This is a genomic window from Nakamurella alba (genome assembly GCF_009707545.1).
Lineage (GTDB): Bacteria > Actinomycetota > Actinomycetes > Mycobacteriales > Nakamurellaceae > Nakamurella > Nakamurella alba.
On sequence record NZ_WLYK01000005.1, the window covers coordinates 551,132 to 574,756 of the forward strand.

Consider the following 23,625-nt stretch of genomic DNA (forward strand, 5'->3'; position numbering starts at 1 on the left):
AACCCTGCGGTCAGAACATCACGCTGAGGTGGCAGGGTATCGACAATCAGTAGGGCCATACCGATGTGGTGATGGTGTCGTCGTTGCCGTTGATCACCGCGCAGGCCTGGCCGGAGGTCGAGCAGTGGACCGCGTGTGCACCGGGTCCGTTCTGGACGCCGAGAAAGGTCGGCGTGCCCCAGTCACTGCCGTCGAAGATCGTCACTCCTGCCCGCTCGTCGACTGCGGTGCAGAAGTTGGTCGCAGCGCAGGAGATGTCCCGGATCCGGCCGATCCGGCTGTCGAGGACCGTTGGCAATGTCCACACCCCGTCGACGAGATACGTGGCGAAGCTCCGGTTGGTCGGCGCTCCGGTGGTCGCACTCACGACAGTGCCGGTGGCGACGCAGAACTCACCGCGCGGTCGGGCGCTCACGCAGGACACCGCTTCGAGTCCACCCAGATCGCTCACGACCAGTGCCGGGGACACCGCCGTTCCCTTCGAGATCAAAGTGACCGTGCCAACGGTCCCGGCCGCGGATCGTCTTGTGCCGGCCGCGAGGCAGTTGTCGTCGTAGAGCCCGCACGACATGTCCGTGATCACGCCCGCGCTGCGGGCCTGGAAGGTGTCCGGTCCCCGCCACAGATCGAACCAGCCGGTGTCGTAGTTGGCGTACTTCGCTGCCGACACAGCGAGACAGTGTGCGGAGTTCCAGCAGTCGATCTGGTCGTAGGTGAGACCGCCCGGGAGCTCTTCGGGATCGGTCCAGCGTTCACCGTCGAACTGGGACCAGACACCGTCGCCGATGGCGATGCAGGAGGGGCCGCACCCCACCGATCTCGCCGGGATGTTGTCGAACCGGGTCGCGACGCCGTTGTCGTACTCGACCGCGCCGCCGCCCTGCGCGACGACGGTGCACACGTGATGGATCCGCTGGTCGGGTCCGACGGGAAGATCGCAGGACACGTCGGTGAGGCCGGTGATCATGTCGCCCAACGGGTCCGGTGCGTTCCAGCCGTAAGGGAGGCCGCCACGACCATTGAGCAGGGTGTAGCCGTAGGCGTCGACGACCAGGTCGATGGGGCCTGCACTGCGGTTGGTCAGCACCACACCGCTGCCCGCGCCGATCGGGAGCAGCGCGGAACCGGAAAAGCTCTGTCCGGCGGTGAACTGGAGGATCGTCACCGGATCGAGCGGGCCGTCCCGCGGGTCCCGGTCCGGGGCGAGGTGTGGAGTGACGACCAGGGTGCCGCCGGCGGCCGGCGCGACCACCGACACCCCCGCGGTCACGGTGGCGACGCCGGCGGGCGGGATGCCGCCGCGGCCCGGCAGGTATGCCAGCACCGACGCCCGCGCCGGGATGCGCAGCTTCGGGATGCCGTTGCCCGTCCTGGTGTCGAGCAGGCGCGCCGGGTCGATCGGCTCGTAGGTGCCGCGCCCTCCCGCCCGGCCGGCCAGGAACCAGCCCGTGGCGTCGGCGACCAGGTCGAGGGTGCCGTTGCTGGTGTTCGTGAGCAGCACCCGGCCCCCGGGACTGAGAGGCAGATTCGCCGTGGTGGTGATGCTCCGGCCGGCGGTGAAGTTGAGGACCACCGCCCTCCTGCCGGGTGCGTCGGCCGCCGCCAGCGACAGGGTGCCGGTACCGGTGGGGGCGACGACGCTGACCGCTGCGGTGACGGCAGCGACGCCGGTCCGGGGAATCGTCCCGCGGCCGGCCAGGGTCACCGCGACGGTCCCGCCCGGTGCGACCCGGGTGCGCGGGGCGCCGTTGCCGGCCCGGGTGTCCAGCAGGCGGACCGGCTCGATCCTGCCGAACGCGCCGGCCACCTCCTGGGGATTGTTCCCCAGGTAGTAGCCGGTGACGTCGAGGACCAGGTCGATGGTGCCCGGACTGTTGTTCGTGAGGACCGTCTGCCCGTTGCTGACCGGCAGCACCGTGCTGCTGGAACTACTACGACCGGCGGCGAAATTAACGATGACGGCACGCTTCGTCGGCGCGGTGGGCATGGCCACGGCGAGGGTGCCGGAGGTCGTCGGGTTGACCACGCTGACCGCTGCCGTGACCGCTTTGACGTACCGCCCCGGGATGTCGTAGTACCCGGAGAACGGCACGGTGACCGAGGCTCCGGGCCGGAGCCGTGCTTTCGGCAGGACAGCGCCGGTGCGGGTGTCCGCGAATCGCATCGGGCCGAAGGGCACAAAGGCACTGTGGGCCCCGGACTCCGCCGCTGAGGCACTGGCCGGTAGCGGCACCGGCTCGGCGACGGCCGGAGTGATCGGCGCGAGCCCGGCAGCAACCATGAGAGATGTTGCGAACAGCCGGAAACCCTTGGTACGGAACGACGGAGCGCGACGGTGCGATGTCATGGAGCCCCCCGCTCAGGAGTCCCGGCACCCGGGACCTGACTGGAGCGTACAACCCAAAGGCCAGGTCAAGAGCCGGACGAACAGAACATCACACGGGCGGGTTCACCGCACCTGGACCGTCGTGGTGATGGTGCCGTCGTTGCCGTTGATCGTGGCGCAGTTGCCGACTCCGGCGCAGGAGATCGCCTTCGCGCCGGGGTCGCCGGCCAGGCCGGTCTTCACCGGTGCGCTCCACGCCGCGCCGTTGAAGGTCAGCACCTGGCCCTGGTTGTCGGTCGCCGCGCAGAAGGCCTGTGTGACACACGAGATGTCACGCATCGCCTTCACGCTGCTGCCGAGGGCGGCCGGTGCGGTCCACTGCCCGCCCTCCAGGTAGCTGGCGAATCCCGGTTCGTTGGACGTCGACGCACCGAAAGTGCCGACCGCGGCGCAGAAGTCGGCGCCGGGGCAGGAGATCGACGCCAGCCCGCCCTGGTCGGTGACCAGCGTCGGGGACGACCATGCCGAGCCGTTCCACACGATCGCGTCGCCGCGGACGACCCCGCCGCCCGAGGTGCGCTCGGTCACCGCGACGCAGCGGCTGTCGGAGGTGCAGGACAGCCCGGTGACGACACCGGACGGGATCTGGAAGGTCTGCGACGGCGTCCAGCCGGTCCCGTTGAACACGGCATAGCCGTTGTCGGAGACCGCGAGGCAGAAGGTGGCGGTCGGGCAGGACATCGCGTTGAAGAAGGTGGCGCCGCCGATGTTCTTCGGCGCGGCCCAGCTGGTGCCGTTGAACTTCGACCAGACCCCGTACCCGACTGCGATGCAGTTGGTCGTGGTGACACAGCTGACCGCGGTGGTCGGGAAGTTCGGCACCTGGGTGGCGGTGGTGCCGACGTACTTCACCGCGCCGTCGTCGCGCGAGACCGCCAGGCACATGGTGCCGACGCACGAGATGTCGCTCAGGCCTTCGAGTCCGCGCTCGACGCGCAGCGGATCCGCGACGGTGCCGCCGGCCAGGAACGCCACCTCGCCGATCGATCCGAGCGCGCAGGAGGTCGGGCCGAAGCACTCGACGGTGGTGCCTCCGTCCTCCAGCCGGTTCGCGAACGTCGACCAGGCGGTGCCGTTCCAGCCGTAGTAGTTGGTGGTGCCGTTGGCGACGCAGAAGTTGGTGGCGGAGCAGGAGATGTCGGGCGCGAGGTAGTTGCCGCCAACCGATCCGACACTGACCGGCGACGACCACGTGGTCCCGTCGAAGAAACTTGCCTTGCTGCGCTGGTTGTAGCCGATCAACGCGCAGAACTCGTCGGTGACACAGGAGATCGCGTCGGTCCGCAGCCCGGTGCCGGCCGCGGTGGGTGCACTCCAGGTACCGCTGTCGTAGGTGACGTAGCGGTCACCGGCGTCGATCGCCACGCAGAAGTTGACGGTGGCGCAGGAGATGTCGGACATCGGGGTCGCGGCGTTCGCCTGGTTGTCGATGCGCACGCCGCTGCCCCAACTCGTGCCGGTGTACTTGTACGCATAACCGGCCGGGTCGACGGCGGTGCAGAAAGTCGACGACACGCAGGAGATGGCGGAGGTGCCGGCCAGCGTTGGCGCCGGGCTGAGCGTGGTGCGGGTCCAGCTGGTGCCGTTCCAGATCGCCGCACGGCCGGAGCCGACGGCGGCGCAGAAGTTGGTGGCAGTGCAGTCGATGTCGTCGTATCCGACGCCAGCAGCTGGGTGTGCCAGGTGCCGTCGTAGCGCAGGGTGCGGACGCCGTCGGTGGCCATGCAGAACGCGGTGGAGGTGCACGAGACCGAGCGCAGGTCGCCGAGCGGGTGGTAGACCGGGTCCGGCGTGTCCCAGGTGGGCGTGGCGGTGAGGTCGATGTCCAGGTCGTAGCCGGTGACGTCGGCGACCAGGTCGATCGGGCCGGTGCTGTTGTTGGTCAGCACCACGCCGCCGCCGGCGCCAACCGGCAGCAGCGCTGTGCTGGAGATGCCCTGCGCCGCAGCGAAGTTGATGACCACGGCGCGCTTGGTCGGGTTGCCGTTCGGGGCGACGGACAGGGTGCCGCCGGCCGCGGGCGACACGACGGTCAGCGCCGCGGCGACGGTCGAGACCCCGGTCGCAGGGATACCGCCGCGACCGGTGAAGGTGACGTTGATCGAGGCGCGGGCGGGGAGCCGGACCTGGGCGGTGCCGTTGCCGGTACGGGTGTCGAGCAGGCGCACCGGGTCGATCGGGCCGTAGGTGCCGTTGCCGGTCGGGGCACCGGCACGGTAGTACCCGGTGGTATCGGCCACGACGTCGATGGTGCCGCCACTGTTGTTGGTGAACAGCACCTTTCCGTCGGTACCGACCGGCAGCAGGGCGGTGCTGGAGATGCTCCTGCCGGCGGTGAAGTTGATGACGACCGCCCGCTTGCCGGGCGCCCCGTTGGGTGCGACGGACAGTGTGCCGGGCTTGACCGGGCCGACCACGGTCAGCGCCGCGGCCACGGTGGAGACGTTCGACGCCGGGATGTTGCCGCGGCCGGTGAGCGTGACGGCGATGGTGGCGCCGGGCGCGAGCTTGGTCTTCGGGGTGCCGTTGCCCGTGCGGGTGTCGATCAGCCGGACCGGGTCGATCGGGCCGAAAGCGCCTGCGGTGGTGGGGGTGCCGGAGCGGTAGTAGCCGGTGGTGTCGGCGACTAGGTCGATGGTGCCCCCGCTGTTGTTGGTGAAGACGACCTTGCCGCCGGTGCCGATCGGCAGGAACGCCGTACTGGAGATGCCCTGCTTCGGGCCGAAGTTGATGATCACCGCGCGCTTCGTCGGCTTGCCGTTCGGTGCGATCGACAGGGTGCCGCTGCCGGACGGCGTCACCACGGTGACCGCGGCGACCACGGTCGAGACGTTGGTGGTCGGGATGCCTCCGCGGCCGGTGAAGGTGACGGTGATGGACGCGCCGGGGGCGAGCCGGGCCTTCGGCGCGCCGTTGCCGGTGCGGGTGTCGAGCAGCCGGACCGGGTCGATCGGCCCGAACGCGCCCGCCTGGGTGGGCGCTGCCTGGACGGTCGGTGTCTGCGTGGCAGGGGCCTGCGGTGCGGGAGCCGCGCTCGCGACCGCGCCGATGAGCGACCCCAACCCGATGGCCAACACCGCCGAGGTGAGCAGCGAGCCCCACCGGACGGATCGTGCGCGACGGTGCACAGACATGCGGTCCCCTGATCGACAGAACCCGGTGACGCCGGGTCGACGTCGCGGGAGCCTATACCGGACAAACGGGACGGAGCGGGCCTCGATCGGGTGCTTCCGGTCCTCGCTGCGTGGTCAGTTGGTGGTGGTGAGGGAGCCGTCGCTGCCGTTGGTCGCGGCGCAGGACCCGATGGCCCAGCAGGAGATCGCGTTCGTCGTGGCGTCGGCGCTGCCGACCTTCACCGGCGTGCTCCAGGTGGCACCGTTGAACGTACTGACCTGGCCGAGGTCGTCGGTGACGCCGCAGAAGGTCCGGGAGGCGCAGGAGACGCCGGCGACGCCCAGCGTCGAACTGGGCAGGGCGATGGCCGCACTCCACACCGTGTCCTCGAAATAGGCCGCGTAGCCTGTGTTGTCGTCATCCTCTTGGCCGACCGCGACGCAGAATCCGGCGTCCGGGCAAGAGATGGCGATGACCCCGCCTGCCGCGCTCAGCTCGACCGGTGCCGACCAGGAGGTGCCGTTCCAGGTGACGACCCCGCCGCCGTCCGGGAAGGCGTCGATGGTGGCGTAGCAGCGGGTTGCAGACACGCACTCCACGGACGTGATGTCTCCGGCTGTCGCACCGATGGTGCCCGCGTCGGTCCAGCCGGTGCCGCGGTCGACCGCCGTGTTGCCCTGCCGGTTGATCGCCATGCAGAAGCTGGTCGACGTGCAGGAGACATCCGTCGGGTAGTGCACCATCGGCAGGATCTGGTCGTCGGTCCAGTTGAGGCCGTCGAACACCCGCGACCCAGAGGTCAGGTTGCCGCCGACGCCCACGCAGTAGGTGGCGGTCAGGCAGTCGACACCGACCACCGAACCGTCCTGCAGCTGCGTGACCGTTCCGCCGGAGTACTTCACCGCGCCGCCGTCTTCGGCGACGACCAAGCAGTCCGCGGCGGCGCAGGAGACGTCGACGATGCCGTCGCTGGTCACCAGCTGGTGCCCGTCGCCCACCTGACCGTCGGACCAGAAGGTGACCTGGAGTGCGGCCTGCACGATGCAGCCGGGGTGGCTGAAGCAGTCCACCGAGAAGCCGGCCAAGCTGGTCCCCGCATCGGAGGCAGTCCAGCTCTCGCCGTCCCAGATTTGCGGGGTGGCGTACCCGACCGCCATGCAGCGGACGCTGTCGAAGCACGACACGTCCTGCACCACGAGATCCTCGTCGGCAGTGCCCAGTCGTGTCGGGGTCGACCAGGTGGTGCCGTTGAACTCGGTGGCCTGGCTGCCGTCGAGGCCGGCGATGCCGACCACGACGCAGAAGTCCACGGAGGTGCAGTCGACGGCGCGGGTGATGCTCGCGGTCCACACCTGGGCGGGTGCGCTCCAGCCGGTGCTGGTGCGTTTCATGTAGCGGCCGTTGGTGTCAACGGCCATGCAGTAGACGGCGCTCGCGCACGAGATGTCCTGCAGCGTCGTGGTGGTCGCTCCGATGGTCGAAGCCGTCCAGGTGCCGCCGCTGTACCGATAGGCGGTGCGGCCGGTGCTGATCGCGACGCAGGTCGACGCGGCGCAGGAGACTTGATCGACCGTCGTCTCCCCGGCCTTGATGGCGGCGGGAGTGGTCCACGTGGTGCCGTTCCAGCGGGAGAACCGACCGTCCTTGACGCCGATGCAGAAGGTCGTCGACGAGCAGCTGATCTCGCTGAAGCCCCTGCCGAGCTGGGTGGTCCAGACGTCGCCGTTGAAGCGGAAGCTGCGTGCACCGTCGGAGGCCATACAGAAAGACACGTTGACGCAGGAGACGGTGGTCAGCTCGCCCACCGGCTTGTAGACCGGGGTCGGGGTGCCCCAGGTCGGGGTCGCCGTGGTGTCGATGTCGAGGGTGGAGCCGGTGACGTCGGCGACGATGTCGATGGTGCCGCCGCTGACGTTGGTGAAGACGGTCCGGCCGCCGGCACCGATGGGCAGCAGCGAAGTGGTCGAGATGCCTTGCTTCGCCGCGAAGTTGATGATCACGGCCCGCTTGCCGGTGGCGCCGCCGGGAGCGACCGCCAGGGTGCCGCCGGCGGTCGGCGAGACGACGGTGACCGCGGCGGTGACGGCGGTGATGCCGGTGCCGGGCAGGTTGCCCCGACCCGGCAGGGAGACGGTGATCGACTGCCCGGCGGCGAGCCGCGCTTTCGGTGCGCCGTTGCCGGTGCGGGTGTCGAGCAGCCGGATCGGGTCGACCGGCCCGAAGGTGCCGGATCGGGCCGCGGTGCCGGCGCGGTAGTAGCCGGTGGTGTCGGCGACCAGGTCGATGGTGCCCGCGCTGTTGTTGGTGAACACCACCTGACCGCCGGAGCCGATCGGCAGCATCGCGGTGCTCGAGATGCCATGTTTGGCAGCGAAGTTGATGACGACGGCGCGCTTGGTCGTGTTGCCGGCCGGAGCCACGGACAGCGTTCCGCCCGCCGATGGGTTGACCACGGTGAGCGCCGCGACGGCCGTGGAGACGCCGCTGGTCGGGATGCCGCCGCGGCCGGTGAACTTCACGGTGATCGATGTGCCGGGGGCGATGCGCGCCTTGGGTGCGCCGTTGCCGGTGCGGGTGTCGATCAGCCGGACCGGCGCGATGAGGCCGTAGGTGCCGGCCAGGGTCGGGGTGCCCGAGCGGTAGTAGCCGGTGACGTCGGCGACCAGGTCGATGGTGCCGCCGGAGACGTTGGTGAACACGACCTGCCCTGCTGAGCTCAGCGGGAGGAAGGCGGTGTTCGAGATGCCTTGTTTGGCAGCGAAATTGATGACCACGGCGCGCTGGGTGGGCGCGTTTGCCGGGGCGATCGCCAGCGTCCCGCCGGTCGAGGGGGAGACGACGGTGAGGCTCGCGACGACCGTGGAGACCCCGGTGGTCGGGAGTCCGCCGCGGTTCAGGAACCCGACGGTGATGGATGCTCCTGGCTGCAGCCGTGCCTTCGGTGCGCCGTTGCCGGTGCGCGTGTCCAGCAGCCGGACCGGGTCCACCGATCCGAACGCCCCCGCGACACCCGGTGCAGCCTGCACCTGCGGCGTGGCAGCGGCAGTCACCGGGATCGCGAGGAGTCCGACGGCGGCGAGGACCGCTGTCAGGTAGACAAGGACAGCGTTGCGACGGTGCAGCGACATGGAGCCCCCAGCTCGGCGCCGCCCGGCCGACCCCGGCAGCATCGGCGGAGCCTACATCGGGCCATCCGAGGAAAAACAGGACTCGTGGTGTCGCACCCCTACCGGCCGCCGCGTCGGGTGGGCGTGATGGACCCGTCGCCCATGTTGATCATCGAGCACCGCTGATCGGAGCTGCATGACACGTCACTGTTCCCCGTTCCGGCCACGGCAGACAACCGCCAGAGGGCACCATCGAAGGAATACACCCCTCCATTGCCGTCGGTACCGGCACAGAACGTCGCACTCGTGCACGAGACGCGTTCGAGGCCGGCTCCGTCGGGTGTCACCATCGCGGGCGTCGTCCAGTCCGTGCCATCGAAGTAAGCCACGAATCCCGAAAGCGTTCGTGGGGTATCCCGAAGACTTCCCACAGCAGCGCAGAATGTCTGGGTCGCGCAGGAGACTTCCCAGATGCCTCCGGACGGTGAGATCGTCGTGGCGGTGCTCCACACCTGCCCGTCGAAGACGAGAACCTCCCCGACACTGTTGAGTTGGTCAATCGCTCGAGAAGTCGTTGCCATGCACCAGTGTTCGGAGACGCACGAGACCGACGTGATCCCGCCCGCCGGGTCGATGACCTCCGGCGCGCTCCAGGTCTCGCCGTCGAACATGGTGAATCCGGTGTCGGTGATCGCCACGCAGAAGGTAGGGCCGGTACAGGACACGGAGAAGGCAGTTCCGAGGCCCGAGATCCGCACCTTCTCGGACCACTCCGCACCGTCGAAGATCCAGGCGCCCGAATTCCCCACGGCAACGCAGCGGTCCACCTCGAAGCAGTCGACGGCTGCAGCAGGCCCGGCCTCAACGGGGATCTCTGTGCTCCGGCCACCCACGACGCGGATGGTCGCCGAATCAGTCGTACTCACCATGCACAGTGCGTCGGTGCAGGACACGGTGCGCAGGCCGTTGTCGAAGTCGGCCTCGAACACTGCCGGCTCCTGGAAGACCCAGTCCTCCCACATGGTCACCCCGCGGAGTGTCCCGATGGCGCATCGGTCGGGCCGCCGACAGTCGACTGCATACCCCTGACCAGTTCCTGTGCCCCTCCACGTATCGCCGTCAAAGAGATACCCGTCGGGATATCCCGATGCCATGCAGCGACCCGCGGTCGGGCACGAGAGGTCGGTGATCTGCTGCCCGTTCGGATCCCCGAGTTGGTCGGAGAATCGCCAGGTCGCCCCGTCGTACCGGATCACCCGTCCTCGCGAGCTGATCGCGGTGCAGAGCGATGCAGAGGAACACGAGATGACATTCAGGTTGGCGGCAACGCGGGTGGCGACCGGTGCGGACCAACTCCTTCCGTCCCAGATGAGGTACTTGCCCGTACTGGTGACGGCGGCACACCGGTTGACGGAGGAGCAGGACACATCGGTCACTTGATCGGAATAGTCAGAGCTCACGTACATCTCGGCGCCCGCGGACCACCTGTCGGTGGAGTAGCGGTAAGCGTTGCCGGTGTCGGAGATGGCCATGCAGAAGGAGACGCCGACGCAGTCCACCGCACCGATGATCTCGGCGGGTCTCGATGGGGGCACGATCTGCTGGAGATCCGCCCAACTCGTGCCGGTCCAGGACATGGAGGTCCGGTTGCCGAAAGCGAGACACGCACTGCGGGACTCGCATGTCACTGCAATCTGCTCGCGACCCGGGAGCACCGGCGTCCAGGAACCGCCTGCAAAGGTGAAAGTGCGTCCGCCATCGGCGACCATGCAGAATTCGTCGTCGACGCAGGAGATGCTGTGTGGGGTACCCATGGGCTGGTAGATCGATTGTGGTGTCTGCCAGGTCGGCGTGGCAGACAGGTTCCTGTCGAGGTGGAAGCCGATGTCGTCGATGACCAGATGAATCGATGAGTTGCTGTTGTTGGTCAGTGTCAGCCGTCCACCGGAACCGACCGGAAGCAATGCAACTCCGGAGATGCTCTGGTCGGCCGCGAAGTTCAGCACCGTGGCCGACTCGGCCGGGCGCCCTGCCGGGGCGATGGAGAGAGTGCCCGAGGCGAGTGGAACGACGACGCTGACCGCAGCGATGATCCGTGACACGCCGATACCCGGTACTCCAGCGGGACCGGCCAATCCGACAGTGATCGAGCCGCCAGGGGCAATCCGGCCCTGCGAACCGCCGATGGCGGTACGGGTGTCCAGGACCCTGGAAGGGTCCACCGAGCCGTATGCGCCGGACCGGGACGGTGGTCCCGAGGTGAAATAGCCGGTCACGTCGGTCACCAGGTCGATCGTCCCTGCGCTGACGTTCGTGAACACCACCCTTCCCCCCACGCCCAGCGGAAGGAAGATTCCCGTGGAGATGCTCTCGCCGGTCCGGAAGTTCAGCACCACTGCTCCATGGTGGGCGCTTCCGGCAGGCGCTACGGCGAGGGTTCCGGATGTGCCCGGCGAGACGACGGTGACTGCTCCGGCGATCGCTGACACGCCGCTTCGCGGGACACCCCCGCGGCCGGTCATGGTGACTGTGATCGAGCGGCCGGGAGCGAGTCGAGCCCGGGGAGTTCCGACCGCCACCCTGGAGTCGAGGAGGCGGACCGGTTCGACGACCCCGAACGCGCCGTTGGTAGCAGGGGTTCCGGAGCGGTAGAACCCCGTCGCGTCCACCACCAGGTGGACGGATCCGCGACTGTTGTTCGTCAGGACGAATGTGTCGTGAATGCCGATCGGCAGGACTGCCGTACTGGAGATGCTGTGCGGCGGCCGGAAGTTGGCGATGACTGCTCCGCGCCTGCTCGCACCTAACGGAGAGACAGCGAGAGTTCCGGCCGAGGTCGGTCCGACCACCGTCACCGAAGCCGCGATGGCCGCCGTGTTCCCTGGAGGGAATCCTTCGTTCTCCGGCAACTCGACTTCGACGGAGGCACCGGCGGCCACCTCGGCGACCGGAGCGCCGACACCGGTCCGCGTGTCCAGGATCCGGACCTGATCGATAGCTCCGAACAGTCCGCCATCCGTCGGCTGACCTGCGGCGGCCATCTCCTTGGTGACAGATGCTGCCTTGACCGGAGTGGTGGCCGCGGACCTCGGCGCGGAAGTGAGCGTTGGAATGACCACAGCGACGAGGAGGATGCCGAGGCCGGAACCGACCGCTCTGCGGGTGGAGAACACAACGCCCCCGATCCACTCGCTCCGTGGCAGAGGAGCGACGTTGGCGGAGCCTACTGCTGGAGATCTCGGGACCTACAGGTCGAATCGGGTGGTCTCGTTGGGCCTCAAGTGTTCAGAGCGCCTCGCCGACCACCCTGCCGACCACCCGGGTCTTGCCCTCGGACTTGATCTCCACGTCGACCATGGCGAGAGTGCGGGTGCGGGTCCGCAGCTCGGACCGGACGGTGGCGAGGCTGCCGCCGGGGACCGGGCGCGGGTAGAAGGCGTGGATCGAAGTGGCGGCGAACCGCGGGTCCAAGCCCTGCAGCAGGTGGCCGGCGCTCATCGCGATCGCGCAGAAGCCGACGCCTCCGTGCAGGTTGAACATCGGGTTCTGGATGGCCGGGACCACCTCGAACCGCAGCTCGGCCGACTGCTCGTCGCGAACGGTGTCCTGGAGGATCAGCTGGCCTGGTAGATCGACGCCCTCAGGTGCGCGGGCAGGCAGTGGTTGGGCAGTGCGGTCGAAGTGCATGGAGCGTCCGCGCATGTGACAGGCCGCGACCTGGGTGCCCTCGGCGTCCTTGATCGTGCAGCTGGCCAGGTAGCCGTGCGAGCTCTTGTCGGCGACGCGGGCCTCGGCGACAAGGTCCGACGTGCTGTGCCGGAACGCGTCGAACACCTCCATGGTGATCTCGGTGCTGGTGGTCCACCCGCCGGGCGGTTGGGAGGCGACCATCGCGTAGCCGAGGGTGTCGTCGATCAGCACGCCGAGGGATCCGGGGCTGCGGATGCCGTCCGGACCGAGCATCCAGTCGCCGGCGGACATGTGCCCGACCACGCCGACCCTCCCCGGCTGCACGTCGTGCACCCTGAACAGCCGCTCGGCGCCCAGCTCGCGGTACGGGAACTCCTGGCCGCCGCTCTGCTTGTCACTCATCCCTGCAGGTAATCACGGAGCGATCTTGTGGCGGTCGCGGGGGCCCGTTTCGCTCACTGCCGGCGTTCGGTCGCTGACCAGCTGTGATTGTCGGCCGCGAGAGCGGTTGGGGTCTTTGGATTCTGAACATCCAGTGGCTCTGAGGGGCAGTGGATGTTCAGAATCCGAAGGCTGGACACCTCGCTGACCTGGCTGTACAACTGTCGCAGGGGAGCAGTACCGGGGTGATTTCACGTACTGGGGGAATCTGATGGCGCGATGGCGCTTGTCCGTGGTGTCCACATGTCTGTCGGTGTGCGTGGTCGCGGGGGTGGTGGTCGGGTGCTCGCCCTCGGGCGATGTGCTGGAGACCACCGAGGCTCCGCTGACGCCGCGGGGGACGGTGTTTGCGCCGTCATCCGAGTCCGGTCCCGGCTCGGTCCCGGCATCTTCTGTGTCGTCATGGGTCTCTGAGACGTCCAGCTCTGCTGTGTCGTCGGAGACGAAGCCGTCCGGAGTGACTCTCGCCCCGACTTCAGCTGCGCCGACCAGCACCTCGACCGCGACGACCGGCTCGCGCGCTGCAGCGCCGCCGAGTCCGGCCGCTTCTGTGCCGCTGCCGGAGGTGGCCAGTACCAAGGCTGATGCGGGCCCGGGGAGCACTGCCGCGACCATCCCGACCGAAGGGCTCGATCCACAAGAGGCCGCGGATCGGCAAGCGGTGGCCGAGGCGTGGATCCGGTTCTGGGACGTCATCGAGGTCGTGCAAAATCGCCCTGCAGCGGAGCGGGAATCTCTGCTGAGGTCCGTGACTGGCGAGCCTCTCTACAGCAAGCTGTCGGCCTCAGTTGCAGAGAAGGAGGCTGCTGGCGAGGCGTCGTACGGAACAGTCGCGCACCGCATCTATTGGGGTCCTCCAATCGAGGGTAGGGATGTGGCGAACATCGGCGATTGCACAGACACGAGCAAGTATGGCGCCCGAAGCATTGAGGATGACAAGATTCTCACCCGCGGTCTTGAGAGGGACGACGCTCGCGGGGTTCTCCGCCGCCAGGCCTCGGGACAGTGGATCGTGACCGAGATCCGTTTCATGCCGGAAAACACATGCTGAAGCACCTACTCGTCGGCGTTCTGATGCTCACAGTCGGCGTCATGGTCTCCCCAGACGGCGATATCGGAGTCGAGGCGTCTGGGGGCGGAGCGTCTCTCGACTTCTCGGTGTCGGTCCCTGGCAGGGATGCGAGCGACTCCCAAGGATCCGGATCGAGCACTGGTGGGAGTGGCGGCAGCGGAGGCGGTGGTGATGACGACCCGTGCCATTACGTCGACATCTCTCCGCCCGCTGGTGACTCCCGCTGGGGCGGGCACTCCGCAGCCGAAGGATCCGTCGTCGAGATCCGCTGCCCCTTCTCGACTGCGGGCGGTGCGTTCACACCCGACGGGCTGGACTGGTCGAGCCAGTTCGTCTTCGTCCCAGCCGGCGCGGCCCCGGCCCCACCACCACCACCGTCCGCTACCGAGTTGGCGTCGCGGGCGATCGGGCAGATGGTCGCGCCGACCCCGCAACTGCACCTCGGGCCGGACCCGGACACCATCGCCGTGCAGATCCCGGTCTGGCTGTGGATCACCGACCCCGGCGAGCTGCAGGTCACCGTCGCCGCCGGCGGGCTGTCTGTCACAGCGACCGGACGTATCACCTCGACCACTTGGGACACCCACGAGCCCGTCGATCCGGCCGACCCCGCCACGTTGATGCCACCGGTCACCTGCGACGGCCTCGGCGCCCCGCCGCCGGACCCACTGCCGGAGCTGGATGTCCAGCCCGCCTGTGGTTACACCTACGCCTGGAAGTCCACCGAAGAGCGCACCGACGGCACCGGCCGCTGGCCGCTCACGGTGACGGCGAACTGGACCGTCAACTGGGTCGCGACCAACGGCGAGACGGGCACCGAGGTCCTCAGTTCCTCCACGACGGAACAGATCCTGGTCCGCGAGTACCGCACCCTCCTGGTGCCACCGGGCTGAGACGAGACCCGTTCGGATTCTGAACATCCAGTGGCTCTGAGGGGCAGCGGATGTTCAGAATCCGAATGGGTCAACCGATCTCGAGACGGCAAGGTCCTGCAACCCTTGAGCTATACCTCACTGGGTGCAGGACGTCCGGCGCGAACCGCTTGCTCGACCTCGCCCCGCCACCGCCGCAACTCGCGCGGGGGAGTGTTGACGCAGAGGACGCCGAGCAGGCGGTCGGCGAGGTAGTAGCCGGCGACGAAGGGACCACTCCCGACAGCACCGTCCAACACGCGCATCTCGTCGTGGCCGCGGAGGTAGCCGAACACCTGCAGCCGCAGGTCGTACTGATCGGACCAGACGTAGGGGACGGTCGAGAAGGGCGTCGGGTCGCGCTCGTCGAGCACGGCCAGCAGGTTGCGGGCGGCGGCGGTGGCCTGGAGGCCGGCGTGGGTGCGGTGTTCGATCCGCATCTCCACTCCGTAGGCCGGGTTGAACCAGCGGGCGACGTCGCCCGCGGCAAACACGAATTCGCCGGCACGGCAGAACTCATCGCACAGGACTCCGTCCCCGACCGGAACACCGGAACCGGAGAGCCAGTCGGTGTTGGGGATCGAGCCGATGCACACCAGCACGTCGTCGCACGGCAGTTCCCGGCCCCCAACCACCACGGACGACTCGTCGAACCGATCGACCGGCACACCGCAGAGCACCTCGACGCCGGCCGCCGCATGCACCGATCCGAGCCAGACTCCGACCTCCGAACCGAGTGCCGCGCACATCGGCGAGGGGAGTGGGTCTATCAGCGTCACGGAGCAGCCAAGACCGACAGCTACCGCGGCGACCTCGGCGCCGAGGAACCCGGCGCCGACGACGACCAGTCGGCATCCCGGCGTCAGCCGCGACCGTAGCCGCCGGGCATCGTCCACTCCCCGGAGCACGTGACCGCCCCACGGCAGCGTCCGCGGGCGGACGCCGGTGCAGACGATCAGGCCGTCGTAACCCAGGACCGATCCGTCGACGAGCTCGACGCCCGCAGATCCCAGCCCGACCGCACCCACGCCCAGTCGCAGATCCAGATCAAGGGCCGCGAGATCAGCCGACGGTCGCAGGGTTACCCGCGACGGATCCCACGCCCCGGAGAGGACCTGCTTGGACAACGGCGGGCGGTCGTAGGGCGCATGCGGTTCGTCGCCGACCAGCACGACCTCGCCGGAGAACCCCTCCCGGCGCAGGGTCTCGACCGCGGCCAGACCGGCGGCCGACGCGCCGACCACGACGATCCGCTGCACCGGGCGCTCACCCGCCGACCAGCCGCAGCGCGGCCGCCGGGCAGAGCGAGACCGCCTCGCGGACCTCGTCCAGCAGCTCGTCGGGCGGATGTTCGTCGAGCACGATCGCGATGCCGTCGTCGTCGCGTTGATCGAAGACGTCCGGCGCCGCCATCACGCACAATCCCGATGCGACGCAACGCGGCTCGTCGAGTTCGACCCGCGCGGTCACATCGACCCCATCGACGTGACGGCAGAGAGGAACAGTGATCGCCGCCCGGGTGGGACGGGAGACGCAAGGATCTGAGCGGGCGGCTCCTCCGACTGCACGGAGCCCGACCGCGTGGTCAGACGGAGCCCGTCGCGAAAATGGTGGGCACAAGAATGGTCGCACTCCGTCCAACCCGCCCTGAACCGATGACTTGAGACTCGGAGTGCGGCAGTTCGCCAGGCCGGAGGAACGCCGGCGCGCGGACGCATCGGGGCATCGTCCGAGCTCGGCAGAGAAGAATAGAATCCGGCCGGTCCCCACGATGGACGGCAACGACCACTGCACGTCATGGAGCAACCAGTGAGTCGAAACCCTGCACCAAGGGCGGGTTGTCCGTCAGATCCAACGGCCCGGGAGTCCGCACCCCGGCCCCCAGCACCGCCAACACCTCGGCCGCCGGCCGGTCCAGGGAGTAGACGGCGAGGAAGCGCGGAGGCCCGTCGCCGACCAGCCGGTACCGCTGGACCCCGAGGATCCCGGACACCGAGGCCAGGATCTCCGGCAGGTGCACGTCGTCGTACCAGGCGTTGAAGTCGTCGACGGAGGTGCCGGCGGCGGGGGAGGTCTGGACCAGCAGGACGGACATGGTCAGGCGTGGGTCGGGAAGGCGAGTTCGAGCCCGCGGGACGGCGCAACTGACGGATCCGGCCAGCGGCTGGTGACCACCTTGAGCCGGGTGAAGAACCGGACACCCTCGGCGCCGTGGGCGTGGGTGTCGCCGAACAGGGAGGACTTCCAGCCGCCGAACGAGTAGGCGGCGATCGGCACCGGGACCGGCACGTTGATGCCGATCATCCCGACCTGCACCTCCTCCTCGAACCGGCGAGCAGCCCCGCCGTCGGTGGTGAACAGTGCGACGCCGTTGCCATAAGGGCTGCTGTTCACCAGATCGACGGCCTGCTCGTAGGTCTCGACCCGCACCACCGACAGCACCGGCCCGAAGATCTCGTCGGTGTAGATGCTCATCTCCGGCGTCACCTGGTCGAACACGGTCGGCCCGAGGAAGAAGCCGTCACCCGGCACCGACACGTCCCGGCCGTCGACCACCAGCTTCGCACCGGCCTCGACCCCGGCCGTGATGTAGGAGGCGACCTTGTCGCGGTGCTCCCGGGTGATCAGCGGGCCCATGTCGCAGCCGGACCGGCCGTCGCCGACCCTCAGCCCGGCCAGCCGGTCCTGCAGCTTGCCGATCACCGTGTCGACGATCGGCCCCACCGCGACCAGAACGCTGACCGCCATGCATCTCTCGCCGGCGGAGCCGAAGGCGGCGTTCACCGCGGAGTCGGCGACCAGGTCGAGGTCGGCGTCCGGCAGCACCACCATGTGGTTCTTCGCACCGCCCAACGCTTGCACCCGCTTGCCGGCGGCAGAGGCCCGCTCGTACACGTAGCGGGCGATCGGGGTGGAGCCGACGAAGCTGATCGAGGCGACGTCCGGAGAGTCGAGAAGTGCATCCACGGCGACCTTGTCGCCCTGCAGCACATTGAAGACACCGTCCGGCAGCCCGGCCTCGCGCCACTGCTGCGCCATCCAGAGCGAGGCGCCCGGATCCTTCTCGCTCGGCTTGAGCACCACCGCATTGCCGGTGGCGATCGCGATCGGGAAGAACCACATCGGGACCATCGCCGGGAAGTTGAACGGGCTGATGATGCCCACCACGCCCAGCGGCTGTCGCTTCGAGTGCACGTCGATACCCGTCGACGCCTGCTCGGAGAACTCGCCCTTCTGCAGATGACCGATGCCGCAGGCGAACTCGACCACCTCCAGTCCGCGACTGACCTCGCCGAGCGCGTCGTCGAGGGTCTTGCCGTGTTCGGCAGTGATGATCGCGGCCAGCTCCTCCTTGCGCGCGTCCACCAGCTCGCGGAACCGGAAGAGCACCTTCGACCGGGTGGCCAGTGACGCCCGACGCCACCCGGCGGCCGCACGAACGGCGGCCGCGATCACCACCTCCGCGTCCGACCGGCCGGCGAGCAGGACACGGCCGCTCACCTCGCCGGTCGCCGGGTCGGTGACCGCGGCGGATCGCGCCGAGGTCCCGCTCCAGGCGGCGCCGTCGCACCAGTGACCGATGGTCCGCACGTCCATGCCGGGGATGCTCGCAGCCGTGTCCGGACGGCGGCAATGTGCAAGGTGTCAGGATCCGGACCCCGCTCACTACAACCTGTCAGGCCGCTCACGAAGCAAACATCAGCTCACACCGCCGTATACGCTGGTCACGACACCGATCAGCAACTGAGCAGGCAGGAGAGCGTCGGGTGGTGAATGCGCGCTCACGCACGGCCGGGTCGGCACCTGCCCGCGCGGAGTCCGCGAGCACCCGTCGCGACGAGATCCTCGAGGCTGCTTCGGCTCTCTTCGCCGGCTCCGGCTTCTCGGCCACCTCGCTCAAGGATGTGGCCGATGCCTGCGGGATCCTGCCGGGCAGCCTGTACCACCACTTCGAGTCCAAGGAAGCGATCGTCGTCGAGCTGCTCGACCGGTTCCACGACGACCAGGAGCGGATCGGGACCACTGCCCTCGGCCGCCTCGCGAAGGGCGAGGACCGTTCGACGCAGGACCAGCTGCGGCTCTTGGCGGTCGAGGCCGCGGCGAACTCGGTGCGGCACCGGGCGGCGATGACCCTGCTCTTCCACGACCCGCCGCAGCGGTCCGGCGAGCGCCTGCAGCAGACGCTGCGGCGGCCGGACGGCGCCCTGGAGGACGCCTACCGCGCGGTGTTGGAGCAGGCCCGCGCGGACGGGCTGCTCCGCCCGGAGATCGAACCGGAACTGCTCGCCGACCAGCTGCGCGAGGCCATGCTGCACACCAGCCTGACCGTGTTCTACGGCGACACCCCGCCCTCCGCTGTGGCCGACACGGTCATCCACGTCCTGCTGCACGGCATCGCCCGGGGCCCCGTCGCCGACGCCGACCTGGACGGGTCCGCGGCGATGGAGGTGGCCGTCGCAGCGGTCCGGTCCTGGGACGAGGCCGACGCCGAACCTGTTGCGGACGACCGGGTCTCGGCGCTGCTCCGGGTGGCGCGGACCGAGTTCGCGCGCCGCGGGTACGAGGGGACGACCGTCCGGCACATCGCCGCCGCGGCCGGGATCGGCACCGGCACGGTCTTCCGGCTGACCGGCTCGAAGGAGGCCATGCTCGACTGGATCATGGCGGCCTTCCAGACGCGGATCACCGAGGGGTACGAGAAGGTGCTGGCCACCGACGCGCCGGCCGCCGCCAAGCTGGACGCGCTCGCCTGGTTCAACCTGCACGTGCGGAACCGGTTCGACGAGGAGTTCAGCATCCAGCGGTCCTGGCTGCGGCTGCGGCCGCCGCACCACACCGAGCACGGCAAATCGCTGCGGGAACGAGCCGACGCGGTGGGCCGGATGATCGGCGCCGCGGTGGCCTCCGGCGAGCTGCGCGGGCACGGCCCGGTGGAGGTGTTCGCGCGCTGCGTCTGGGACCTGCTGTGGCTCCCGCCGGACATGTACGACCGCTACGGACCGGACCGTAGTCAACGCCACTACCGCGGCACGGTGCTCCGCGGAGCCCTCGTCCACCCGGCCTGACCAGCGGTTCCACCGCAACGGACACGGCGGGACGAACTTCTTGCGTGCTCCGGATCACACTGCTACTGTGAGCAAAGATTTGGTTCAGAAGGTGCCCGGCCACGCCGCTGACGGACACGGATCGGCCAGATCCAGCCAGATCCACCAGTACTCCGAGTGCCCCGATCCCTTCCCCGTCCGCCCGTGGTGGACCCCACCGAGCACGCCAGGGACCGGGCCGGCAACACAGGTGCCGTCGCGATCCGACGGCAGCACGACCCGTCCTGTCCCCGCGACAGCGCCGGGAATCCCGCAGGTCCCGCAACGCGGCGGGCCGGATCGTCCGCCGCCTCTTCGTCGAAGGACTTTCGAGTGGACTCACATCTCCCGGCGCCGAGCGTCGGCACATCCGAGAAGCAGGGCTGGACAGCGCGGATGGTCCTCACGACCATCTTCCTGGCCATGGTGCTCGAGGCGGTCGCCCTCGGCGCGGCCACCGTCGCGATCGCCCTGCCCAGCATCCTCAAGGTCTTCCCGACCACCCAGGGCGGCTGGCTGCTGTCCGCCTACTTCCTGGCCGGCGCGGTCGCCGCGCCACTGCTCGGCAAGTGCGCCGACCTGTACGGCAAGAAGAAGGTTCTCGTCATCACCATGGCGATCTCGGGAGCCGGCGCCGTCCTCTGCGCGATCGCGCCGACCTTCCTGGTGCTGCTGATCGGCCGCGCCCTGCAGGGCGTCGTGCTGGCCACGCTCGCCCTCACCTACTCGCTGCTGCGGGACATCTTCCCGCCCAAGCCCGCCGCCTTCGCGGCCAGCGCCACGGTCACCGGCATGGGCATCTTCGGCCTGGCCACCCCGCTTGCCGTCGGCTGGCTGCTGGCGAGTTTCGGCTTCCGGGGCCTGTTCTGGTTCGACGCGATCTGGACGATCGGCCTGTGCGTGCTGATCGCCTTCGTCTCGCCGGAGTCGGCGCTGCGCCGCAAGTCCCGGCCGGACGTGCTGGGCGCCGTGCTGCTGAGTATCGGGGTACTGGCCGTCCTGCTCTACGTCAGCCTCGGCCGCACCGTCGGATGGGCGTCGGGCACCGGACTCGCCCTGCTGCTCGGCGGGCTCGTCGTGCTCGCGGTGTTCTTCACCCACGCCCGGCGGGCGGCCGACCCGATCGTCAACCTGTCGCTGTTCACCCGGCGTCCGGTGGTGCTGGTGACCGTGTTCGGCGCGGTCGGCTATGCGCTCTCCGCGACCATCGGCCAGGTCATCCCGCTGCTGGCGATGACACCCCGGGAAGCCGGCGTCACCTACGGCCTCGGGCTGACCACGGTGGAGTACGCCGCGATCGAGACACCCAGGGCCCTGGCCTCTGTCGTCGTCGGCCTGCTGCTCGGCATGCTGGTCGCCCGCGGCCGCTCACCCCGGGTGTTCATGGTGCTGGGCATGGCCTGCTGGCCGCTCGCCGCGCTGTCGTTGACCTTCTTCAACACCACCGAGGTCGCGCTGATCGGCGGCGCCATCCTGGCCGGTCTCGGCGGCGGCATGGTCAACGCCTCGCTGCCGAACGTCGTCATGCAGGCGACACCGGCCGCGGACCAGGGCTCGGTGGCCGGTACGGTGCAGCTGTGCCAGACCGGGCTCGGCGCGGTCGCGCCGATCCTGATGTTCACCGTCATGGCGCCGTACGCGAATGTCACCGCGACCGGCGGCGTCATCTACGGCGAGACCGGCTTCCAGGTCTACCTTCTCGGGACCGTGGTGGTCGCCGCGATCCTGCTGGTGCTGGTCGCGACGGTGCTCCGGCCGAAGCCGACCGACATCGTGCACAACAAGGTCGCCCCGGAGCCGGTCGGGGCGATGGCCTCCGCGGTGCCCGCCGAAGCGGTGCTGCCGGTGCAGGCCGCTCCGGTGATCGACCGGCCGTTGGCCGGCGAGGCCTCCGGACGCTGACGGTTCGCGCGGTGGCGGGACCCCTGACCGGGTCCCCCCACCGCTGTGTGGGAAAGGATGCGGCAGTGCCAACAGCGGTGGTACGGATCAGGGTGGGCGAGGTCGACCGGGAGCTGTGGTCGGCCGGCCTCGCGCAGCTGCGGGAGATCGGTCTCGACGTCCTCCCACCGCCCGACGACGGCCGGACTCCCGACGAGATCGCCTTTCTCGAAGAAGATCTCGGAACTGATCGGACCGCCGGTGACTACCAGGAGTGGTGCCGGGCGGTGTTCGACCGGCCGGTGGAGATCGGGATCGTGACCTATGTCAGCCGCGGGACCGATGACGATGCGCTTGCGGTGCTGGACAGATTCGGTGTGCAGGGCCAGGTCCTGCGGGAACACAACGGCGAGGACGAGATCGTCCTCGTCACGCTGCACCGGCACGACGGTCGGCGGGTGCCGGAGAGCCGGCTGCACACCGCCCTGGAAGCCGCGCTGAACGCCGAGGTCCGGATCCGCACGGCGTGAGCGCGGGCACGACCGGCACATCGCCGACATGCCCGGCAGGCACAGCGATCCGGCGGAGCACCGGATTGATCACCTCAGACCAGGAACCCACGCAGCAGCGAGTTGCGCAGGAACTGGTGCGTTCGGGTCACCCCTGCCCGGGCGTAGTCCTGGTACGGGGTCCACAGGATGTAGCGGATCTGCGCGGCGTAGGACCCGGGGTCGCCGAGCGACCGCAGCTCGCCGGCCCGCACGCCTCCGGCGATCAGGTCTTCGAGAAGAACCAAACGACTGCGGGTCTCGGCGTGGTAGTCGGCGAGTGGCATGATCACCGGCTCGCGGTCGAAGGAGCCGAACTTCACGATGTCGGACTCCAGCCGGAAGCGGCGCTTGGCCTTGACGAAGATCAACGCCAACGCGTCCAGCTTGGCGGCGACCGAGTCGTCGGTGCCGAGCACGCTGCGCACCGCCCGGTCGAGCTGCCCGCCGTAGTCCAGCAGGATCTCGGCCAGCACCTCCTCCTTGGAGCTGATCCGCCGGTACAGCGTGCCCATCCGGACACCCGCGGCCTCGGCGATGTCCCGCACCGTCGTGGCCTGGTACCCACGCCGGGCGAACTCGCCGCGGGCGGCGATGACGATGTCGTCCCGTCCGGAGGTGCCACCGGACACCGGCGGCGACTGCCAACCGGCCGTCCCCTCCTGCGCCGCCCGCATCGCCACGGAGGCGTTCAGCGAGCGGTCATCGGGGGCTTCGATCGCCACCCCCTGCAGCAGCATCGAGCAGAGCCGGTCCGCCGCCTCGTCGGCGTCGTGCGGGGTGTCGAAGACGTTGAGGGCGGCGTTGAGCGTCAGCTGCTGCAGTGCGAACCGCAGCAGACCCACGTCCTGCCGCGGCGTGTCCGGCGTCGGCACCAGGTCGTCGACCGCTCGCTTCCACAGCTTCTGCAGTGCCGGCGCGTTGAGATGCACTGCGGAGCGGAACTTCTCGGTGGCGACGGTGGGGGCCGCGTAGGAGTACAGCCGGAGCGCGGCGCCACTGCGCAGGGACAGTGCGGTGATCTGCCGGGCCACCTCCCGCAGCTGGTCCTCCGGGGTGTCGGTGCCGAGCCGACCGCTGACCTCGCCGATCAGTCGGGTGAGGTCCTGGTCGAGTCCGGCGAGGATCCCGACTGCGATCTCTTCCTTGGACTCGAAGTGGTGGTAGAGGCTGCCGGGCAGCAGACCGACCGCGCTCGCGATGTCGCTCATGGTGGTGGCCGAGTAGCCGGACTGCTCGAACAGCTGCGCGGCGACCTGCCGGATCTCCTCGGTCCGGCTGTTCGCCGCGGGCGCGTCCACGCCCCCGTTCGCTGCCCTCATCGGAGCAGTATCCACGCCCGTTCTGTCGATCGAAGTGATCGCGGAGCGGAGACCCCGGCCCGAAACCAG

Annotated in this window: 15 protein-coding genes; 5 read left to right on the forward strand and 10 right to left on the reverse strand. The window is 69.2% G+C overall.

Going from position 1 to position 23,625, the window contains the following annotated elements; all coding sequences use genetic code 11:
- Positions 1-46 precede the first annotated feature (46 nt).
- The 5 genes from GIS00_RS14535 to GIS00_RS14555 all read right to left on the reverse strand — a co-directional run bounded on the left by GIS00_RS14535 (position 47) and on the right by GIS00_RS14555 (position 12,699).
- The gene (locus GIS00_RS14535) at positions 47-2,164 is read right to left on the reverse strand and encodes a hypothetical protein (RefSeq protein WP_154769117.1); all 2,118 of its coding nucleotides are present in this window, start codon (positions 2,162-2,164) and stop codon (positions 47-49) included.
- 1,460 nt (positions 2,165-3,624) lie between these two features.
- The gene (locus GIS00_RS14540) at positions 3,625-5,520 is read right to left on the reverse strand and encodes a hypothetical protein (protein WP_154769118.1); all 1,896 of its coding nucleotides are present in this window, start codon (positions 5,518-5,520) and stop codon (positions 3,625-3,627) included.
- A 114-nt stretch (positions 5,521-5,634) separates the two neighbouring features.
- Positions 5,635-8,628 carry a hypothetical protein gene (locus GIS00_RS26945; RefSeq protein ID WP_196073286.1) on the reverse strand — a complete coding sequence of 998 codons (2,994 nt, stop codon included), beginning with the start codon at positions 8,626-8,628 and terminating at the stop codon, positions 5,635-5,637.
- Between the two features lie 98 nt (positions 8,629-8,726).
- A complete protein-coding gene (locus tag GIS00_RS14550; protein ID WP_154769119.1) occupies positions 8,727-11,780 on the reverse strand; it encodes a hypothetical protein in 3,054 nt (1,017 codons plus the stop codon).
- A 112-nt stretch (positions 11,781-11,892) separates the two neighbouring features.
- Positions 11,893-12,699, reverse strand: coding sequence for a PaaI family thioesterase (locus tag GIS00_RS14555; RefSeq protein ID WP_154769120.1), 807 nt, complete (start codon positions 12,697-12,699; stop codon positions 11,893-11,895).
- Positions 12,700-13,303: 604 nt separating this feature from the next.
- Between GIS00_RS14555 and GIS00_RS14560 the strand changes: the two genes are divergently transcribed.
- Together GIS00_RS14560 and GIS00_RS14565 are read left to right on the forward strand one after the other, a co-directional pair.
- A complete protein-coding gene (locus tag GIS00_RS14560; protein ID WP_154769121.1) occupies positions 13,304-13,789 on the forward strand; it encodes a hypothetical protein in 486 nt (161 codons plus the stop codon).
- A 410-nt stretch (positions 13,790-14,199) separates the two neighbouring features.
- The gene (locus GIS00_RS14565; RefSeq protein WP_154769122.1) at positions 14,200-14,703 is read left to right on the forward strand and encodes a hypothetical protein; all 504 of its coding nucleotides are present in this window, start codon (positions 14,200-14,202) and stop codon (positions 14,701-14,703) included.
- 110 nt (positions 14,704-14,813) lie between these two features.
- Here the strand turns inward: GIS00_RS14565 and GIS00_RS14570 are convergent, their stop codons facing one another.
- From GIS00_RS14570 to GIS00_RS14585, 4 genes are all read right to left on the reverse strand, one after another.
- Positions 14,814-15,980: an NAD(P)/FAD-dependent oxidoreductase gene (locus GIS00_RS14570; protein WP_322097969.1), complete on the reverse strand. Its 1,167-nt coding sequence runs from the start codon at positions 15,978-15,980 to the stop codon at positions 14,814-14,816.
- A 7-nt stretch (positions 15,981-15,987) separates the two neighbouring features.
- A complete protein-coding gene (locus GIS00_RS29360; protein WP_230313548.1) occupies positions 15,988-16,134 on the reverse strand; it encodes a ferredoxin in 147 nt (48 codons plus the stop codon).
- Positions 16,135-16,516: 382 nt separating this feature from the next.
- Positions 16,517-16,816, reverse strand: a complete 300-nt coding sequence (locus GIS00_RS14580) for a hypothetical protein (protein ID WP_154769123.1) — start codon at positions 16,814-16,816, stop codon at positions 16,517-16,519.
- A 2-nt stretch (positions 16,817-16,818) separates the two neighbouring features.
- Entirely contained in the window at positions 16,819-18,318 is a 1,500-nt protein-coding gene (locus GIS00_RS14585) for a CoA-acylating methylmalonate-semialdehyde dehydrogenase (RefSeq protein WP_154769124.1), read from the reverse strand.
- Between the two features lie 170 nt (positions 18,319-18,488).
- Between GIS00_RS14585 and GIS00_RS29000 the strand changes: the two genes are divergently transcribed.
- The 3 genes from GIS00_RS29000 to GIS00_RS14600 all read left to right on the forward strand — a co-directional run bounded on the left by GIS00_RS29000 (position 18,489) and on the right by GIS00_RS14600 (position 22,216).
- Entirely contained in the window at positions 18,489-19,787 is a 1,299-nt protein-coding gene (locus tag GIS00_RS29000; RefSeq protein ID WP_322097970.1) for a TetR/AcrR family transcriptional regulator, read from the forward strand.
- 351 nt (positions 19,788-20,138) lie between these two features.
- Entirely contained in the window at positions 20,139-21,707 is a 1,569-nt protein-coding gene (locus tag GIS00_RS14595) for an MFS transporter (RefSeq protein WP_154769126.1), read from the forward strand.
- A gap of 65 nt (positions 21,708-21,772) precedes the next feature.
- Positions 21,773-22,216 (forward strand): hypothetical protein, encoded by a 444-nt coding sequence (locus GIS00_RS14600; RefSeq protein ID WP_230313549.1) that lies wholly within the window; start codon positions 21,773-21,775, stop codon positions 22,214-22,216.
- Positions 22,217-22,290: 74 nt separating this feature from the next.
- Here GIS00_RS14600 and GIS00_RS14605 read toward each other — a convergent pair whose 3' ends face one another.
- Positions 22,291-23,556, reverse strand: a complete 1,266-nt coding sequence (locus tag GIS00_RS14605; RefSeq protein WP_154769127.1) for a TetR/AcrR family transcriptional regulator — start codon at positions 23,554-23,556, stop codon at positions 22,291-22,293.
- Positions 23,557-23,625: the final 69 nt, after the last annotated feature.

Excerpts from the sequence above, each read along its gene's own strand:
- GIS00_RS14605 (WP_154769127.1), bottom strand. The coding sequence starts at position 23,556 with ATGAGGGCAGCGAACGGGGGCGTGGACGCGCCCGCGGCGAACAGCCGG.
- GIS00_RS26945 (WP_196073286.1), bottom strand. The coding sequence starts at position 8,628 with ATGTCGCTGCACCGTCGCAACGCTGTCCTTGTCTACCTGACAGCGGTC.
- GIS00_RS14585 (WP_154769124.1), bottom strand. The coding sequence starts at position 18,318 with ATGGACGTGCGGACCATCGGTCACTGGTGCGACGGCGCCGCCTGGAGC.
- GIS00_RS14535 (WP_154769117.1), bottom strand. The coding sequence starts at position 2,164 with ATGCGATTCGCGGACACCCGCACCGGCGCTGTCCTGCCGAAAGCACGG.
- GIS00_RS14580 (WP_154769123.1), bottom strand. The coding sequence starts at position 16,816 with ATGTCCGTCCTGCTGGTCCAGACCTCCCCCGCCGCCGGCACCTCCGTC.
- GIS00_RS29360 (WP_230313548.1), bottom strand. The coding sequence starts at position 16,134 with ATGGCGGCGCCGGACGTCTTCGATCAACGCGACGACGACGGCATCGCG.
- GIS00_RS14555 (WP_154769120.1), bottom strand. The coding sequence starts at position 12,699 with ATGAGTGACAAGCAGAGCGGCGGCCAGGAGTTCCCGTACCGCGAGCTG.
- GIS00_RS14540 (WP_154769118.1), bottom strand. The coding sequence starts at position 5,520 with ATGTCTGTGCACCGTCGCGCACGATCCGTCCGGTGGGGCTCGCTGCTC.